The organism is Salinibacterium sp. PAMC 21357, assembly GCF_000247645.1.
Taxonomy (GTDB): Bacteria; Actinomycetota; Actinomycetes; order Actinomycetales; family Microbacteriaceae; genus Rhodoglobus.
Map to the genome: position 1 here is coordinate 615309 of NZ_AHWA01000004.1, position 17951 is coordinate 633259.

Annotated in this window: 19 protein-coding genes; 12 read left to right on the top strand and 7 right to left on the bottom strand. The window is 62.2% G+C overall.

The window, feature by feature from the left end; all coding sequences use genetic code 11:
* Window positions 1-52: 52 nt before the first annotated feature.
* From ON14_RS06250 to ON14_RS06280, 7 genes are all read left to right on the top strand, one after another.
* Window positions 53-2266 carry a RecQ family ATP-dependent DNA helicase gene (locus ON14_RS06250; RefSeq protein ID WP_010203917.1) on the top strand — a complete coding sequence of 738 codons (2214 nt, stop codon included), beginning with the start codon at window positions 53-55 and terminating at the stop codon, window positions 2264-2266.
* Window positions 2267-2382: 116 nt separating this feature from the next.
* On the top strand, window positions 2383-3093 hold the full coding sequence (locus ON14_RS06255; protein WP_010203919.1) for a hypothetical protein: 711 nt from the start codon (window positions 2383-2385) through the stop codon (window positions 3091-3093).
* Between the two features lie 188 nt (window positions 3094-3281).
* Window positions 3282-3848, top strand: a complete 567-nt coding sequence (locus tag ON14_RS06260) for a hypothetical protein (protein ID WP_010203920.1) — start codon at window positions 3282-3284, stop codon at window positions 3846-3848.
* Between the two features lie 51 nt (window positions 3849-3899).
* Window positions 3900-4604, top strand: a complete 705-nt coding sequence (locus tag ON14_RS06265) for a hypothetical protein (protein ID WP_010203921.1) — start codon at window positions 3900-3902, stop codon at window positions 4602-4604.
* 167 nt (window positions 4605-4771) lie between these two features.
* A complete protein-coding gene (locus ON14_RS06270) occupies window positions 4772-5053 on the top strand; it encodes a metal-sensitive transcriptional regulator (RefSeq protein ID WP_010203922.1) in 282 nt (93 codons plus the stop codon).
* A gap of 75 nt (window positions 5054-5128) precedes the next feature.
* Complete coding sequence (locus tag ON14_RS06275) at window positions 5129-5353, top strand: heavy-metal-associated domain-containing protein (RefSeq protein ID WP_010203923.1); 225 nt, start codon at window positions 5129-5131, stop codon at window positions 5351-5353.
* Entirely contained in the window at window positions 5353-7641 is a 2289-nt protein-coding gene (locus tag ON14_RS06280) for a heavy metal translocating P-type ATPase (RefSeq protein ID WP_010203925.1), read from the top strand. Before ON14_RS06275 ends, ON14_RS06280 begins: the two co-directional genes overlap by 1 nt.
* Window positions 7642-7718: 77 nt before the next feature.
* Here the strand turns inward: ON14_RS06280 and ON14_RS06285 are convergent, their stop codons facing one another.
* Genes ON14_RS06285 through ON14_RS06295 form a run of 3 tightly spaced genes read right to left on the bottom strand, consistent with a single transcriptional unit; the run spans window position 7719 to window position 11113 of the window.
* Window positions 7719-8735: a YihY/virulence factor BrkB family protein gene (locus ON14_RS06285; RefSeq protein WP_010203926.1), complete on the bottom strand. Its 1017-nt coding sequence runs from the start codon at window positions 8733-8735 to the stop codon at window positions 7719-7721.
* Window positions 8736-8774: 39 nt separating this feature from the next.
* Window positions 8775-9944: an acyl-CoA dehydrogenase family protein gene (locus ON14_RS06290; RefSeq protein WP_010203927.1), complete on the bottom strand. Its 1170-nt coding sequence runs from the start codon at window positions 9942-9944 to the stop codon at window positions 8775-8777.
* The gene (locus ON14_RS06295; RefSeq protein WP_010203928.1) at window positions 9941-11113 is read right to left on the bottom strand and encodes a CaiB/BaiF CoA transferase family protein; all 1173 of its coding nucleotides are present in this window, start codon (window positions 11111-11113) and stop codon (window positions 9941-9943) included. The genes ON14_RS06290 and ON14_RS06295 overlap by 4 nt, the downstream gene beginning before the upstream one ends.
* Before the next feature lie 160 nt (window positions 11114-11273).
* On the opposite strand from ON14_RS06295, the gene ON14_RS06300 reads away from it, so the two are divergent.
* Window positions 11274-12239, top strand: a complete 966-nt coding sequence (locus ON14_RS06300; RefSeq protein ID WP_237719688.1) for a VOC family protein — start codon at window positions 11274-11276, stop codon at window positions 12237-12239.
* A 23-nt stretch (window positions 12240-12262) separates the two neighbouring features.
* On the opposite strand, the gene ON14_RS06305 is transcribed toward ON14_RS06300, so the two are convergent.
* Entirely contained in the window at window positions 12263-12874 is a 612-nt protein-coding gene (locus ON14_RS06305) for a GyrI-like domain-containing protein (protein WP_010203930.1), read from the bottom strand.
* Between the two features lie 150 nt (window positions 12875-13024).
* Here ON14_RS06305 and mobA point away from each other — a divergent pair, with 150 nt between their 5' ends.
* The 4 genes from mobA to ON14_RS06325 are packed head-to-tail and all read left to right on the top strand — an operon-like array spanning window position 13025 to window position 15765.
* A complete protein-coding gene (mobA, locus tag ON14_RS06310; RefSeq protein ID WP_010203931.1) occupies window positions 13025-13744 on the top strand; it encodes a molybdenum cofactor guanylyltransferase in 720 nt (239 codons plus the stop codon).
* On the top strand, window positions 13741-14100 hold the full coding sequence (locus ON14_RS15925) for a DUF6457 domain-containing protein (RefSeq protein WP_010203932.1): 360 nt from the start codon (window positions 13741-13743) through the stop codon (window positions 14098-14100). Before mobA ends, ON14_RS15925 begins: the two co-directional genes overlap by 4 nt.
* A gap of 34 nt (window positions 14101-14134) precedes the next feature.
* Entirely contained in the window at window positions 14135-15337 is a 1203-nt protein-coding gene (locus ON14_RS06320; RefSeq protein ID WP_010203933.1) for a ThiF family adenylyltransferase, read from the top strand.
* 2 nt (window positions 15338-15339) lie between these two features.
* Window positions 15340-15765, top strand: coding sequence for a molybdenum cofactor biosynthesis protein MoaE (locus ON14_RS06325; RefSeq protein WP_010203935.1), 426 nt, complete (start codon window positions 15340-15342; stop codon window positions 15763-15765).
* Window positions 15766-15800: 35 nt separating this feature from the next.
* Here ON14_RS06325 and ON14_RS06330 read toward each other — a convergent pair whose 3' ends face one another.
* The 3 genes from ON14_RS06330 to ON14_RS15665 are packed head-to-tail and all read right to left on the bottom strand — an operon-like array spanning window position 15801 to window position 17949.
* Window positions 15801-16046: a MoaD/ThiS family protein gene (locus ON14_RS06330; RefSeq protein ID WP_237719689.1), complete on the bottom strand. Its 246-nt coding sequence runs from the start codon at window positions 16044-16046 to the stop codon at window positions 15801-15803.
* Between the two features lies 1 nt (window position 16047).
* Window positions 16048-17112 (bottom strand): GTP 3',8-cyclase MoaA, encoded by a 1065-nt coding sequence (gene moaA / locus ON14_RS15660; protein WP_010203937.1) that lies wholly within the window; start codon window positions 17110-17112, stop codon window positions 16048-16050.
* A gap of 9 nt (window positions 17113-17121) precedes the next feature.
* Window positions 17122-17949, bottom strand: coding sequence for an MOSC domain-containing protein (locus ON14_RS15665; protein WP_010203938.1), 828 nt, complete (start codon window positions 17947-17949; stop codon window positions 17122-17124).
* Window positions 17950-17951 lie beyond the last annotated feature (2 nt).

Consider the following 17951-nt stretch of genomic DNA (forward strand, 5'->3'; position numbering starts at 1 on the left):
CTCGGCAGCGACCGACCAATGAAAAGTCAGCACCCCCTGACACACTAGCCACGTGACAGATACCCGCACTGAGGCCTTGACCGTTCTTCGCACACTTGTCGGCAATGAGACTGCCGATTTTCATGAGGGGCAGTCTGAGGCGATTGAGACGCTCGTCGATGGGCGCCGCCGTGCGCTCGTGGTGCAGCGCACCGGGTGGGGAAAGTCCGCCGTCTACTTCGTTTCCACCCTGCTCATGCGCCGGCGAGGTGCGGGCCCTACCGTGCTCGTGTCGCCACTGCTCGCGCTGATGCGTGATCAGATTGCCGCGGCATCCCGCGCCGGAGTTCGGGCCGTCGCCATCAACTCCACCAACCCCCACGAGTGGGCTGAGGTTCAGCAGCAGCTCGCCAACGACGAAGTTGATGTGCTGCTCGTCTCGCCCGAACGCCTCAACAACCCCAGCTTTCGCGACAACCAACTGCCCGCGCTGATCAACCGCATCGGGATGCTCGTCGTCGACGAAGCGCACTGCATCAGCGACTGGGGCCACGACTTTCGCCCTGACTACCGCCGCCTGCGCGAACTCATCGCCACCATGCCCACCGGCGTGCCCGTGCTCGCCACCACCGCCACCGCCAACTCTCGAGTCGTCGCCGACATCGCCGCGCAGCTCGAAGGCGGGGCAGGCGGCGGTACCGACGGCACCGCTGGCGTCGAAAGCTCCGTAAGCGCCGCGAGCGCCACCGACACAACCGCCACGGCAGGCATCGAAGTCGTCACCATCCGCGGACCCCTCGCGCGAGCATCCCTGCGCCTGGGCGTACTGAAATTGCCGGATGCCCGCGCCCGCCTCGGCTGGCTGCTAAGCCACCTCGCCGAACTGCCCGGCAGCGGCATCATCTACACGCTCACCGTCTCGGCCGCCGAAGACACCGCGCGACTGCTGCGCGACAGCGGCATGGATGTGCGCGCCTACACCGGCAAAACCGACCCGCAAGAACGCGAAGAATCCGAACAGGCGCTCAAGAACAACACCGTCAAAGCGCTCGTTGCCACCAGCGCCCTCGGCATGGGATTCGACAAGCCCGACCTCGGCTTCGTCATCCACCTCGGAGCTCCTTCTTCTCCCGTCGCGTACTACCAACAGGTCGGGCGTGCCGGGCGTGCCACCGACAACGCCGACGTGCTGCTCATGCCCGGGCCCGAAGACCGCGACATCTGGGAATACTTCGCCACCTCATCCATGCCCGACCAAGCCAACGCCGAACTCGTGATCTCCGAGCTCACTGCCGCCGCCGACTCAGGCGCCGGGCCCGTCTCCACGCCCGCGCTCGAAGCGCGCGTGAACCTGCGCCGCAGTCCCCTCGAACTGCTGCTCAAAGTGTTGGATGTCGACGGTGCCGTCGCCCGCGTGCAAGGCGGCTGGACCGCCACCGGCCAGCCCTGGAGCTACGACGCCGAACGCTACGCCGGAGTCACCGCCGCCCGCCGCGCCGAACAACAAAACATGCTCGACTACGAACAACTCCCCGCCGGCACCGAAGGCTGCCGCATGGAATTTCTGCAACGCGCCCTCGACGACAACACCGCCACCCCCTGCGGCCGCTGCGACAACTGCGCCGGCATCTGGTACCCCACCGACATCACCACGGATGCCACCAGCCGCGCCACCGCCACCCTCGACAAAGTCGGCGTCCCCATCGAACCCCGCGCCCAATGGCCCACCGGAGCCGACAAAGTCGGCGTGCCCGTGCGCGGACGCATCAACCCCGACCAACGCTCCCTCGAAGGCCGTGCCCTCGCCCGCCTCACCGACCTCGGCTGGGGCGGCACCCTGCGCACCCTCTTCGCCCCCGGCACCCCCGACGCACCAGCAAGTCCCGCGCTCGTTGCCGCCTGCGTGCGCGTACTTGCCGACTGGGGCTGGGATGAGCGACCCGTCGCCGTCATCTCGATGCCGTCACGCCGCCGACCACAACTCGTGGCATCCGTCGCCGAAGCGCTCTCCAGCGCCGGCAAGCTGCCCTACCTCGGGTCGCTCTCACTCACCGGTGATGGACCACAGGGTGAGCCCGGCGGCAATAGTGCCTACCGGTTGGCCAGCGTGTGGCAACAGTTCGAATGGGCTGGCGGCGGTGAATCCGGCAACGAGCTACCCAACGGGCCCATCCTGCTCGTCGATGACCTCGTCGACTCGCGCTGGACACTTACGATCGCCGCGAAAGCACTCCGCGAAGCCGGGGCGGATGCCGTACTCCCGTTCGCGCTAGCACTCCGCGGCTAGCGCCGCCTGGGCTCCCGGCTAACGCGGCACATAAATAATCGTGCTGGCGAGCCAACATTCGCTATCCTTGAAGTGGTTGCAACTCTGCGGAATTAGTGCGATCGGAGGTCGCCACAGTGTCAGATTTCTCCGTGAAACCCCACAACTTCGCCCTCGGCGCGTTCCTCTCAGTGCTAGCAATACCCCTCGCGATCGCCGCAGCAGCGATCATCGGCCTGCTGGGAACTGGGGTCGCGGCCGCCGTCGCCGCGATTGGCATGTTTGCCGCATTTCAACTCTTCGCCCTAGGCTCACGTGGCCCCGTCAGTCGAGGCCGCGACTTTCTGTTCGCCCTCGTCGTTGGAGCCATCGCGACAGTCCTCGGAGCACTCGCGGGACTGCTCACCGACGCCTACAGTTCCTTCGTTGCCGGCGGCGGCACCAGCGGCATCCTCGAGAACATACTCGCCGGACGCGTCGAGCTCCCCTACCCCACTCGCCCAGAAGAGGTTGCGGTTCCCCTCACCATCACCGCCGTCCTCGCCATACTCGCCGTCGTCATGAATGCGGCCAAAGCTCTCGCTGTTCACCGCGACAACATCATGGCCAAAGCCAACACTGTTGCAACATCAGCCACCACCCACCTAGAAACTTCGCGAACCGCACTGACATCATCCGCCAAGAATTCAGCGAACTCCGCCAACCGGTTCGCCAACCACGTCATGACGATCAACACCTCGTCACCGGGCATCCTGCTCAACGGCACACCACTGGGCGAACAAGGCCAGCCCAAGAAACATCTATGGCACGACTTGCGCGACATGATCTACAAAGCCATCCGGGGTTAGGCACCGCACCGCGCGGCCCAACACAACACAACACAACACGCTGGCTCAAGCGCAAGAACCCTGCCGTCAGCAGCAGTTCTCACCCCAACCTGACTTTGGAGAAATACTTAGCTATTCTGGGGAAGTATTGAAAAGGTGCTCGGTGAGAGATTCCCGCCGCACCCGCAGAGGTGATTACCGTGTCAGAGATGTACACAAACCCCGGCCCCGGAAACTACGCGACCGCAAAAGGGCGCATGTTTGAGGCCGAAGCTCAAGCCAAAGCCACCAGCGCACAAATTGGCGGCAACATCCTGCCCCGACCAATACGGCCCTACAACTACACCCGCGGAGTACTGTTCTCACTCCTGACCGTGCCGATCGCCGCCATCCTCGTTGCAGCATTCGGGCTCAATTCTCCCGCCGCCGGCGTCGCAACAACACCTTTCGCCATCGCCATAGCCTTCAGCCTTTTTGCCTACGGCTCCGGCCGCTCCCCCGTCGTGGGGCGCAACTTTCTGGTACCCAGCGGAATCGGCCTCATCACCATGATCGTGGGCATCCTTATCAGCTACCCCTACAGCCTCTACCTCTCCTTCATCTACGAAGAGCGTGCCGGAAGCATCCTGAGCCCCGCATTCGCCACCTACCTGACAACCCGGCTCAGCGAGGACTCCGGCCAGATCATCATCCCCATCACCGTGGTGTCAGTGATTGCCGCGGTTATCCTGTTCCGAAAAGCACGAGCAGCCTTAGCCAGCACCACCACACCGTGATGAGTGCCGTCAAAGACTGACCCGCCAGCACCACCAACGAACGTCTCCGACATGCCCGATCAGCCCGTCGCCCCGCCAACAAAGCCCTACAACTTTGTGCTCGGAGCACTCGCCTCAGTGCTCGCGATCCCCATCACCATTGCGATTGCCGTCATAATCGGTCAGTTCGGGTGGGACTTTGCTGGCGCAGGCGGCGGTATCGGACTGATGGTCGCGTTCGCACTCTTCGCTTCCGGATCGCACCGCGCTGTAGTTCGCGGCGCAGGCTTCGCCTTCGCCCTCCTCATCGGCACCATCGCCGCCGTTCTGGCCGTCATCGCCGGCTTCCTCTCCGCCGTGTACCACGCCTTTACCGCGGTCGGCGGCGACGGCGGATTCTTCGGAAGCGTATTCGCCGGACGAGTCACCTACCGCCTCACCGAACACCCCGTCGACCTCATAGCTCCCGCCGCGATCGCTGCGTTCATGACCATCATCCTGCTCATCAAATACTCGAGACTAGCGATCGAAGCACGAACTGCATCCCAAGAAACACGAGGTTTCGGGGCAGCCCATCGCGGCGCAGCGGTTCACCAGGCAGAGCCCCACAACGCAGAGCCCCACAATCGAGTGCCCCGCGACGCAACGGCTCTGGATGTTGCTGCTCCCGATCACACGCCGCCTGCCGCCCCTCCGGCCACCATCAACGCATCCTCCTCCGGAATCTTGCTCAACGGCAAACCTCTCAACGACCAAGAGCCGAAGAAACCTTTCTGAAAGTAACGACACCTCAAACGCCTAGGTCAATCGCGCCGCCCGAGCACAGCCCCGACGCCGCGCTATTAGTGCCGTTGCTGGGAAATGACCGCCCGGCGTTTGACTTGTGCGCTCCAGAAGCGTCTAATGGGAATACCCCTCAGGGGTATCCGGTTGGAGGGAATACTATGGTCGGTTACGTCGACAACAAAGAAGTGCTGCTCAAGCGCCTGCGTCGCGCCGAAGGGCAAGTTCGCGGCATCCACCGCATGATCGAAGAAGACACCTACTGCATCGATGTGCTCACTCAGGTGTCTGCCGCGACGAAGGCCTTGGAGTCCGTTGCCCTGGCCCTGCTCGATGACCACCTCAGCCACTGTGTCGCCGAAGCGAGCCGCGAAGGTGGCCCTGTCGCCGACGAAAAGCTTCGCGAAGCGAGTGCCGCGATCGCGCGCCTCGTTCGTTCCTAGCTCACACCCCGCACTACCCGCGGCCCGCGCCACGCACCAAATGCCCGTCGCCCGCCGCAATCGAAGGAGAAACTAATGTCAACCACCGCCGAATACCTAGTCGAGGGCATGACCTGCAGCCACTGTGTCAGCAGCGTCACCGAAGAACTCAGTGAAGTGGATGGCGTCACCGCCGTCTCCGTCGACCTCACCTCTGGCCTGCCATCGATCGTCTCTGTGACCTCCGATGCTCCCCTCGACGACGCCACCGTTGACGCCGCAATCGAGGAGGCCGGCTACACGCTCGTCAAGAGCCTCTGATGACCGCCGAACCCCTCGCATCCGGCAACATCAACCTCCTGGATGTCGAACTCGACATCACCGGAATGACCTGCGCGTCGTGCGCTGGCCGCATCGAGCGCAAGCTCAACAAACTTCCCGGCGTCGAGGCAACGGTCAATTACGCCACCGAGAAGGCTCGTGTTCGCGCCCCCGAGGGTGCCGACCCTGAGCAGTTCTTGCAGGCGGTGAAGGCTGCCGGGTATAGCGCTGTCATCCCAACCCCAATTCGCGAACGTGACGAGAACGACGACGCGAGCCCCAAGAGCGGCGATGGTGATTGGGCTTCGCAATTGTTGCGCCGCCTGCTGATCTCGACAGCGCTGGCCGTGCCCGTTGTGTTGATGTCGATGATCCCGGTGCTGCAGTTCACGAACTGGCAGTGGCTTGCTCTCACCCTCACGGCTCCCGTCGTGGTGTGGGGTGCGTGGCCGTTCCACCGTGCCGCCGCTACGAACGCGCGCCATGGTGCTGCCACGATGGACACCCTCATCAGCTTGGGCGTCACGGCCGCCTTCGGTTGGTCGCTTTACGCGCTGTTCTTCGGCACCGCTGGCGAAGCGGGGATGCACATGACCATGACGTTGTTCGGCAATCCGGATGGCGGCTCGGGCGAAATCTATCTCGAGGTCGCTGCCGCCGTGACCGTCTTTATCCTGCTCGGTAAGTACATCGAAGCGCGCGCCAGCCGCGAGTCAGGTGCCGCACTTCGCGCCCTGCTCGAGCTCGGCGCGAAGGATGCCACCGTTCTGCGCGGAACCTCTGAACAGCGCATCGCTGTCTCGTCCCTCATCGTTGGCGATCGTGTTGTCGTGCGTCCCGGCGAAAAAATTGCCAGCGACGGACTTGTTATTGAAGGCAATTCGGCCGTCGACGAAAGCATGCTCACGGGCGAATCAGTGCCCGTGGAAGTTGGACCAGACAGCCGCGTCACTGGCGCCACTCTCAACGTCGGCGGACGACTCGTCGTCGAAGTCACCCGCATTGGCAGCGACACCGAACTGGCACGCCTCGGTCGCCTCGTCGAAGAAGCGCAAACCGGCAAAGCCGACATCCAACGTCTCGCCGATCGCGTTTCGGCGATCTTCGTTCCCGTTGTGCTCGTTCTCGCCGTGGTCGCATTTGTCGGTTGGCTGATCGCCGGTGGCCCCATCGAACTCGCGTTCACGGCCGCCGTCACCACCCTCGTCATCGCGTGCCCCTGTGCGCTCGGACTCGCCACCCCCACTGCGCTTCTCGTGGGAACGGGTCGAGGCTCGCAGCTCGGCATTCTCATCAGCGGCCCTCAGGTGCTCGAACGCACCCGCTCCGTTGACACGATCGTGCTCGACAAGACCGGCACCGTCACGACCGGCGAAATGCGCCTCAGCAGCATCGAGGTGCTTGCGGGCGAAAACGAAGAGCTCGTACTAGCTCGGGCCGCCGCCGTTGAGGCCGGCTCGGAGCATCCAGTCGGCCGTGCCGTTGTTTCCGCAGCAGAACAACGCACCCTCGATCTGCCCGCCGTCACCGAATTCGCTGCCCACGCTGGCAGCGGAGTTCAGGCCACCATCGATGGCACCGTCGTGCTCGTCGGTAAGCCTGCCTGGCTCACCGCCGACCACAACCAGACAGTGTCGGATGCTGCGCTCGCGTTAGTCGAGAACGCTGAAGCCGCCGGATCCACCGCGATGGTCATCGCATGGCAAGGTCAGGCGCGCGGCGTGCTGGTTGTCGGCGACACCGTCAAGGCGAGCAGTGCGGACGCCATCGCCGAGTTCGTGCGGCTCGGCCTGCGCCCCGTGCTCCTCACCGGCGACAATGCCGGCGCTGCGGCATCCGTCGCCTCCGTTGTGGGCATCACCGACGTGCACTCGGGCATCACGCCACAGGGAAAGCTCGACGTCATCCGCAGCTTGCAAGCTGAAGGTCGCGTTGTTGCGATGGTCGGTGACGGAGTGAACGACTCGGCCGCGCTTGCCGCAGCCGACCTCGGCATTGCCATGGGTGGCGGAACGGATGCGGCCATTGCCGCCAGCGACATCACCGTCGTGAGCGGTGACCTGCTGGTCGTGGCCGACGCCGTTCGGCTTGCCAAGCGCACCCTGGGCACGATTCGCGGCAACCTCTTTTGGGCCTTCGCCTACAACGTCGCTGCCCTGCCGATCGCCATGCTCGGCCTGCTCAACCCGCTCATTGCGGGCGCAGCAATGGCGTTCTCGTCGGTGTTCGTCGTGACCAACAGCCTGCGGTTGCGCAGTTTTAAGGGCAGCACGCGCACCCTGAGCTGACTACCGGTAGCACCGGCAGTCTGTGGATACTGACGAACAACACCGACGGTGAGGGCAAACCCGGCTAAAGCGATCGCCTACTTCGGGCGCTGACGAATCTCAATCGCACCGGCCTCATCCGAAGCCTGACGCCGAGCCAGAATTAGATTGCGCGCTGTATCGCGCAACGGCAACTGCACCGTATTCTCCGCTTCAACCCCGGCGAGAAGCTGACGCAGTCGAGTGAACTCCGCATCGACTTCGATCCCCGCCACCAAGGCCAAATTGCTGATGTACAACCAAATGAGAAGGGCGAGCGCTCCCCCGAGCCAGCCATACGCCCGATCGTAATTCGCAATCGTTGAGACATAGAAACCGAAAGCCGCGGTCGCGAGACCCCACGTTACAATCGCGAACAGGGCACCCGTGCTGACCCACCGCATCCGCTCGTGTCGAACGTTAGGGGTGTAGTAGTAGAGCACCGCAATGATCATGGTGAGGATGGCGGCGAGCACCGGCCAGCGGCCGAACGACCACACCGCCACCCAGGGTTCACCGATATTCACCGCTTCACCGATAGCTGTCGCCACGTTGGTGGTGGTGAGCAACAGCACCACCACGGCGGCAAAGGCGACGAGCAAGAAAGCGGAGAGAATCAGCATGAGTCCCCGGAACTTCACAAAACGGCGACCCTCTTGAACCTCATAAACGCTATTTGCGGCGCGGCCAAAGGCGGTGGCATAGCTCGACATCGACCACACACTGAAGGCAAGACCCAGCGCGAGGGCGATGCCCGGATTGTCGATCGAGAAGAGCTGCGTTAGAGGCTCATTGAGCAAATCGGCGGTATCGGGCTTCAAAACCTCGCGCGCAAGATCAAGCACAGTGTCGGCGGCTTGCTCTTTTCCCTGAGCGATTGCGATTGCCGAAACGACGCTCAGCGAGGCGGGAAGAATCGTCAGCGCGGCGAAGAAACCCAAGGTTGCCGCAGAGTCAATTCCGCGATGCAGCATGAAGCCGTGGTACGCGCGCCGAAAGGCATAACGCCATTCCGGCCGAGGACGAACAAAAGTGCGCGCGTGCTCATCATCGGAACGCACGGTGTCAGCTGCCATACCCATATCGTAGGCGGAGCAGCACAACCGCCCGCAGCTTTAGCGGAACGCCGCGGTGTCGGTAAGGGCCCGCCCCAGCACTAGCGTGTGGATCTCGTCGGTGCCTTCGTAGGTGCGCACAGATTCCAAGTTGTTCATATGCCGCATGACCGAGAAATCGCCGGTGATTCCGTCTCCCGCGAGGATGCTGCGCGACGTGGAGGCGATGCGGATCGCCTCACGCACGTTATTGAGCTTGCCGACGCTGATCTGTTCTGGCGTGAGCGCCCCGGCATCTTTGAGTTTCGCCAAGTGCAAGGACAGAAGCATCCCTTTCTCGTATTCCACAAAGGAGTCGGCAAGTTTCAACTGCGTGAGCTGCATGGCACCGATCGGCTTGCCAAAGGCCAACCGTGTCTTCGAACGCTCGATAGCCACATCGAGACAATCCCGGGCGGCCCCCATGACACCCCACACAATTCCGTAGCGGGCATCGTTCAAACAGCGGAACGGAGCAGACAACCCGCTGGCGCCAGGCAACTGCGCCGACGCCGGAAGACGCACGTCGTCGAAGAACAAATCACACTGGATGGATGCTCGCAGAGAATGCTTGCTCTCAATGTTCTCGGCGCGAAAGCCAGGGGTGTCTGTCGGCACCACGAAGCCGCGCACACCGTCATCGGTCTGAGCCCAGATGATGGCCACATCGGCAACGCTGCCCAGCCCGATCCACCGCTTCGATCCGGTCAGCACCCAGTCGTCGCCCGATTTCGTGGCGCGAGTCAGCATGCCGGCGGGATCGCTACCGCCGGTCGGCTCGGTGAGGCCAAAGCATCCGGTCGAGGTGCCGGCGGCCAACGCGGGCAGCCACTGCTGCTTCTGTTCTTCGGAACCGAAATAGGCCAGCGCGCTCATCGCCAGCGAGCCCTGCACCGAGACGAAAGTGCGCCATGCAGTGTCGGCCGCTTCGAGTTCGTAGCAAACGAGGCCATAGCTGGTGGCGTTAGCGCCCGCCGTTCCATAGCCGGTGAGGTGCATGCCGAGCATCCCCAGTGCGCCAAGTTCTGCCACAAATTCTCGACGGAACACGGCATCTTCAAAGTCTTTTTCGATTGTCGGGCTCACGCGCTCGGCAGCGAATGTTCTGGCTTTCGCTTGCCACCCGCGCTCCTCTTCAGTGAGTAGCGCGTCGAGACCGAGCAGGTTTTCTGAAACGGAATTCGAGATCATTGTGTTCCTTTGGTGGACAGCCAGTCGGCGCCCTGATGTTGCCCGAGATCTGGCGGTACCAGTCGGTAGTGCGTGGGAGTGCGAGACAGAGTGATGGGGTTGCTGATCTGCTTGCTCGTGCGATCAGTTCCCGCGATTTCGGTGACCGTCCCGAGACCGAGACTGGTGGCGAACTCAATCGCTTGGCCGACATCATTCACGGGGCCCGCCGGGATTCCGACAGCGGTCATGGCGTCAACCCAGTGCGCAACAACCTCAGTGGTTAAGCGCTCCTGGAGGATGGCGCGCAACGGCAGGCGATTCGCGACCCGTTGCTCGTTTCGAGCAAAGCGAGGATCGTCGGCCAGTTCAGGCAATCCGAGAATCTCGCACAGCTTGACGAACTGGCCGTCGTTGCCGACCGCGATGACAAAGGGACCATCGTGAGCGTTGAACGTTTCGTAGGGCGAGATACTCGGATGCGCGTTGCCCATTCGCTGCGGTGACACTCCCGTGTTCAGCGCCGCCGATGATTGATTGACCAGGGCAGAGAGCAGTGTCGAGAGAAGATTCACTTCGACGCGCTGACCTACTCCGGTGCGATCTCGCACGCGCAGCGCCGCTTGAATACCGACGACCGCGTTTTGCCCAGTGAGCACATCAACGAGCGCTACTCCTACTTTGGTGGGTTCAGCATCCGGGTCGCCCGTAATGCTCATCAGACCGCCGACCGCCTGCACGAGCAGGTCGTAGCCGGGCAGGTGCGCCCCATCGCCAGCACCGAATCCGGTCACCGAACAGTAAACGAGTGACGGATTCTCGGCAGCAAGTTCGGCGTAGCCCAGCCCGAAGCGTTCCATTGTTCCTGGACGAAAGTTCTCGATGACCACATCGGCACTGAGCGCGAGTCGGCGGGCCTCAGCGATGCCGTCTGGCTGACGCAGATCACACACCACCGACCGCTTGTTGCGGTTAACGCTCTCAAAGTAGGTGCCGCGGCCCGAGGCATCAACCGGCGGTGTCCACGCCCGGGTGTCATCGCCCGCTGGCGACTCGATCTTAATGACATCGGCGCCTAAGTCGGCGAGCATCATTGACGCATACGGCCCTGCAAGCACCCGGGAGAAATCGGCGACGCGCACTCCCGTCAATGGGGCAGCGAGGTCAGTAGCGAGATTCTCTTGTGTCACAGCTTTCGCCGCTCTCTCAGTTGTGTTGCGCGTGAGTCAAGTATTTTTTTGCCAACGCTGGCACTAGAAGCCACAGCGCAATTGCCAGAATAGCGGCGAGAGCGCCCGCAGCGATCCCGGCTTGCCGCGCCGTGACGAGATCGTAAACAGGTTCTCGTGAATGCTGAACGTTGGGTTTATACTCTGGGCATTAGCCGCCGCATGCCGCGACGATCGGGGTTCGAGGAGGAACACCATGGGCTCGATTACTCCCTGTTTATGGTTCGACACTGTTGCTGAGGAAGCGGTTGCTTTTTACGCTGCAGCGTTCCCCGACGTGGTTGTGCACGCCACTAGTTGCTACCCCACCGAGGGTCTGGCTGATTTTCAGCAGCACCTTGCCGGCAAAGTGCTGACGATCGACTTTGAGATCGCGGGGCAGCGTTTGTTGGCGTTGAATGCTGGCGACAATTTCACCTTCAATGAATCAATCTCGTTTATGGTCAATTTCGATCCCTCTGACAATCCGAATGCGCGACAGAGTCTCGATGCGTTGTGGGAGAAGCTCATCGACGGCGGCAGTGCCCTGATGCCGCTTGGCGAGTATGGGTTCAGCAAACGCTACGGCTGGGTTCGTGACCGCTTCGGCATGCACTGGCAGCTGATTTTGACGGATCCTGAAGGCGAGCCTCGCCCAATGATCGTCCCGGCGCTGATGTTTGGCGGTCCTGCCCAGAATCGTGCTCGGGAGGCTGCGGAGTATTACGCGGCAACGTTTGATGACTCTCGATTGGCAACCGATTTTCGCTATACCGAGCAGACCGGCCCCGCCAGCCCGGGCTCGGTGATGTTTTCTGATTTCCAGTTGCGCGATCAGTGGTTTGTGGCAATGGATGCGGGCAGCACGCAAGAGGTCACTTTCTCCGAGGCGGTCTCTTTTGTGGTGCCGTGCGCCGACCAGTCGGAGCTCGACCGGTTCTGGGCTGCGCTGTCTGCGGTTCCCGCGGCCGAACAGTGTGGTTGGTGCAAAGACAAGTTCGGTGTCAGTTGGCAGATCACTCCGGTGAATATTGCGCAGCTAATGAAGCGACCGGGGGGCTACGAAAAATTGATGGAGATGAAGAAGATCGAGATCGACAAGTTCTAGCAGCCCGGCGACTGGGCGCTGGGCTAAATCTTCTCCACGGGTTGCCGCAGAATTGTGCGGAGCTTGGATGCAGCGACTTTGCGAAAGTCGTTGAAGTAGATCTCGTGGTGCTTGCCCGTCATGCGCAGTCCATGCTCCGGGATGAACTCGTTGTGCATTGTCGCGAGAGTGTCGGCTTCGTAGTCGTACGGGCCGATGTGGAGGGTCTGCACGCACAACCCTTCATTCAGGGTTTCGAAGCGAACTTTGTCGAGACCAGCGGGGTTGCTTTTCGCGGCAACGGCGGCGACAGCGTCGGCGAACATCTGATCGGTGATCCAGTCGGGGGCGAGGATCATCGCTGTCCAGTCCCACTGTGATTTATCGCGACCGGTGGTGAACGCCGCCATATCTTGGGCCCACCACAACGCTTCGAGGGGCGGCACTACATAGTCTTTGTCGAGGGCCTTGCTCGCGAATTTGAGCGTGTAGGCAACAGGGTAGAGAGCGGCAATCGCGGCGCTGTATTCGCTGTCTGCTCCGGGCGCCCCGTGGCCATCAATCATGAGGTATTGCTGGGGTGCAACATCCAGAATTCTGAAGGTGTCGTGGCTCGCTACATAGCAATCGAGAGTTTTCTTAACGTCAATCTTCATTGCTTCATCCCTTCATGGTTGTTTCGTGATGTCGGCGCTGTTTCGTGTCGCCAGCGTTGTTTCGTGTTGTCGGTCTCTGCACGCAATACGTTAGAGGTAGCCTCCCACAGCAGTGGGTTCGGGGAATGGTCAGTCGCCTAGAGTGGCTGCATGCTGATCGACGCTGCGGTACTTGCTGGCGGTCGCTCCTCTCGATTGGGCTATGTCGCGAAGGCCTCGCTTCTGGTGAACGGTCAGACCCTGCTGGAGCACACCGTTTCGGCAGCGTTGAGCGTTTCGCGTTCGTGCGTCGTTGTTGGTCCCGATGATGTAGCGCTTCGCGACGTCACGGTGCTGAGGGCGCGAGAGGATCCGCCGTTTTCTGGCCCGGCTGCCGCGCTGGCTGCCGGTGTTCGCGAACTCTCGACACGCGAGGCAAGCACCGGCACGGGCACGGGCACAGGCACGGGCACGGGCACGGGCACGGGCACGGGCACGGGCACGGGCACGATCGAGAGCGAGGCGATCCTGGTGCTCGCGTGCGACATGCCCGCTATCGGCGCTCAGGTAGCGCTACTGGTGGCTGCCCTTGCTGCTGCACCGACTGATGTGGATGGCGTCATTTCTGTTGATGAGTCTGGCTACCGCCAGCCTCTGGCCGGCCTGTACCGCTCCCGCGCACTGGTCAGCGCAGTCTCCCGCTTCACTGCTGCCGAGCTGAACGGGCTGTCGATGAAACGACTCGTCGAACCGCTCGCCCTGGAGCCGGTTGCGGCAGCGCTCGGGGCCACCGATGATGTTGATACGTGGCACGATGCGGCTCGGCTTGGCGCCACCGCCTCAACGACAGACATGACAGAAAAGCCAGAAACGACGGAAGACACACCATGACTTCAGAAGAATACGAACGCCTGAGCGCGTGGGCCACTCAGCTGAGCGTTGACCTCGCAATCGACAGCGACGAGTTTCGTGCTGCACTGAACATCGACAACATTTTGGATCTCGCCGGAGTTGCGGCCCACACCGTGATTCGGCCAGCAGCCCCGGTCACGACATTTCTCGCCGGGTATGCCGCGGGGATGGCTGCAGCGGCGGGTACTTCTCCGGCGGCGGCGATCCACAGTGCCGACGAGGTTTCGCGAACGGCCCTGGCCGCCGAGAACCAGCCCGTCACGCCGAGCCACTCCGGTAATGCTGCCGAGCCCAAACAGCCGGGTTCCCCAGCCTCCGGAACGGTAGAATCGTAACGGTGCCGCTCCCGGCCTGGTAAGGATTATTCCTGTGACATCGACAGTTCGGCCCGACCGCCAACCGCTAGTGGAGCCGGGCGAACCACTTAGCCCGTCACGACTCATTCGCTATTCTCGGCAAATCGCTAATCCGAATTTTGGTGAGATCGCCCAGCGTCGACTCGCGCAGGCCAGGGTGCTTGTCGTGGGTGCTGGCGGGTTAGGCAGCGCGACCATTCCGGCATTGGCCGCGATGGGTGTCGGCACCATCGGCGTGATCGATACGGATGACGTTGAGCTGTCGAATCTGCACCGCCAGCAAGCCCACGGCGTGGCCGACATCGGGCGAAGCAAACTCGATTCTGTTGCCGAAACAGTGGCCCGTATCGACCCCGAGATTGGGGTCATTCGCCACAACGTCTGGCTCGATTCCCACAATGCTCTCGAGCTGTTTAGCAACTACGACCTCGTGCTCGATGGCAGCGACAACTTTGTCACGCGGTACTTAGTGAATGACGCCGCTGCCCTGTCGGACATTCCTCTGGTGTGGGGAGCGATTCTGGCATACGGCGGCCAAGCGGGTGTGGCGTGGGCCGGTCATGGCCCCACCTATCGCGACCTGTTCCCCGTTCCCCCAGCCCCCGGCACCGTGCCGTCCTGTGCCGAAGGCGGAGTTTTGCCCACCGTGTGCGCCATGATCGGCGCCATCATGGGTTCCGAAACGATAAAGCTGATCACCGGGATCGGCGAACCTCTCGTCGGCAGAGTTACCACCTACGACGCACTGTCGGGCCGATTCCGCGAACTCGAATATGCGGCAAGCGATGACGTGGCTCCCATCACGGAGCTCGTTGACTACGAAGCGTTCTGCGGTCTGCGCCCCGCCCAGAACTCTTCGCACGCCGCCACCGAGGGCGACGCCGCAAACGACACCGACACCGACACCATCGATTCCCGTGAGCTCGCGGCGCTTCTCCACTCAGGCTCTCCCGTGCAGCTGATTGACGTGCGCGAGCCGTTTGAGCGCGCCATCGTCACGATTGACTCGGCAGAACTGATTCCCCTGCGCGGACTGGAAGGCCATCTCGGCGACATCCGCACCGATGTTCCGGTGGTGCTGTATTGCCACCACGGCATGCGCAGCGAGCGCGCCCTTCGCGTGCTTCAGAGCGCTGGTTTCAGCAACATTCGCCATCTCCTTGGCGGCATCGACGACTACGCGCAGGTCAGTGACCCTGCACTGACGAGGTATTGATCGTGGACACTAACGGGCGCGTCAGCCTGGCAATAATTACGGATGCCGTGATCGATGAATCGGCGATTCGACGTGCTGTGGAGTCCCCCGCGTCGGGCGCCGTTGTCGTATTTTCTGGCGTGGTGCGCAATCACGACGCTGGCCAGGAGGTGTGGTCGCTGGAGTATCAGGCCCACCCCGAAGCCCAGGCCCTTTTTGCCCAGTGCTGTGCCGAGGTGGCGGCCGAAACGGGGCTAGCGATCGCGGCGGCCCATCGGGTGGGGCTACTGGAGATTGGGGATGTCGCCCTGTCGGCGGCAGTATCCGCGGCACACCGCCGAGAAGCGTTCGATGCCTGCGAATTGCTCGTCGAACGCATCAAGTTGACGGTGCCCATTTGGAAACGTCAGAAGCTTGCGGGCGGCGCGACCGAATGGGTCGGGCTGTAACCGCAGTTCTTCAGCCGCGAGCCGTCAGCCGCGACCTAACCGCCAGCGAAGGGCGGCAAGACGTCGACGCGTGAGCCAACAACTTGCGCAGGATCACGCCGAACGACACCGTCGATGAGGAACGAGCCAGATTCGACGACGCGCTGCATGAGGGATCCATACTGTTCCACGAGCAGATTCTTGAGCGTGCCCAGAGTGGCATCGTTCTCAATCTGGAGGTGCTCTTCGTCTCGCCCAGCAGCATCGGCGGCGGCAGCGAAGTAACGGATGTGAAGGGTCATGTCAGCCACCAATGTACGACATTTCGATTCTTTTAGCGCCCGTTGATGGGCCCGTGGTTGGTCGCTGGGTGTTGAGGGAACGCAACTCTGAATAACGATCGGTGCGATCGCGCCAGATCTGCGCCATGGCAGCCGACAGTTCATCGTCGGAGCATCCGTCTCGCATCAGGGCCCGCAGATCGTGACCGGAGCTGGCGAAAAGACACGTGTACAACTTGCCGTCGACCGAGATTCGCGCCCGGGAGCAGGTGTGGCAGAACGATTGCGTGACGCTGGAGATCACGCCGATCTCGCCGCCACCATCACGGTAACGCCACCGCTGTGAGGTCTCGCCGCTGTAGTTGGGTTCGATTTCCTCTAACGGCATTTCGGCGTTGATACGGGCAACGACCTCGGCCGACGGCACAACTTCGCCGAGTTGCCAGCCGTTGGTGGTGCCGACATCCATGTATTCAATGAAGCGCAGGGTGAACGGGGTGTCTTTGAAGTGGCGGGCCATCGCGACGATGTCTTTGTCGTTGTGCCCCTTCTTGACGACCATATTTATTTTGATGGGGCCGAGCCCGGCTGCGTGAGCGGCATCCAGCCCATCCAAGATTTTTTGCACCGGAAACTTGACGTCATTCATGGCTTGGAAGGTCTCATCGTCGAGCGAATCGAGCGACACCGTTACTCGTTTCAAGCCAGCGTCTTTGAGCGCAGGGGCGAGGCGCGCTAGGGCTGAACCGTTAGTGGTGATCGCCAAATCGAGGGCGGTGCCGGCGGGAGTCCGTAGTTCAGAAAGCATCGCGATCAGCTCGGGAAGTCCCTTGCGCAGCAGCGGTTCGCCGCCTGTGAGCCGAATCTTTTCTACGCCATGAGTGGCGGCGATCGCGGCGAGCCGGGTGATTTCTTCAAAGCTCAACAATTCTTCGCGCGGCATGAACGCGTAGTCACGCCCGAAGACTTCTTTGGGCATGCAGTACACGCAGCGAAAGTTGCAGCGATCAGTGACCGAGAAGCGAATGTCATGCAGCGGCCGGCCGCGCGTGTCCACAACGTGGGGCACAATCGCGGAGGAACTCATAGCGTCACACTATCCCGCAGCCGACCCCGAAAGCTCCACGGTCGCCGCTTCGACCTGATCGCCCACGTGGATGCTCCCACGATCAAGCGGGCTGAGCCGGATGCCGAACCACGTCTTGTGATCTCGCTGGCGGTGCACCGCCAAGGTTCGAATCGGTTCTTTGCCGCGTTCCAGAGTCGAAGGCTCGATGGTGGTCATGACGCAGCGGTCGCAGATCATGGTGACCCGAAATCGAACGTCGCCGATGGTCACGTGGGTCCAGCTTTCTTCGCCGAAGGGTTCCGCGCCATCGATGATGACGTTGGGGCGAAACCTGACCATGTCTAGTGGCGGGGTTTCGGGATCAGTCCATTCGTCGAGCTGCCGCAGTGACGATTCTGTGGCCAGGAGCAGGGGGCCGCCATCCGCCAGCGACATCACCTCACCGGGCTCGCCACCATCGTCGGGATCGATCGCCCGCACGGTGGGGTCGGGTTGCCACACGAGTCTCACGTCGAGGCCGACCCGCTCGCTGAGCCAACGATTCACGTCGCCGCGAGCAGCAAGCGCGGTGCCCTGCCCGCTGTGGTCGACCGCAATGGTGTCACCGCCATCTCGCATGTCCGCGGTAACGCTGGCGCCGTCGCCATCGGAAAGCCGCACGGCAGTCTCGCTCAGAGCGCGGGCGGTCAAACCAAGCAAGTGGTTATGCTTCCGGGCGGTCAGTTTCTTTCCGTCACTATCAACGAGCCCCCAACGACGATCCTGATCGAGCCCCCACGGGTGTACGACAGCCGAATCGACGTCTTCGCCGGCAAAGGATTTCACTGGATACACTCTGAGTCGTGTCACGCGCATGC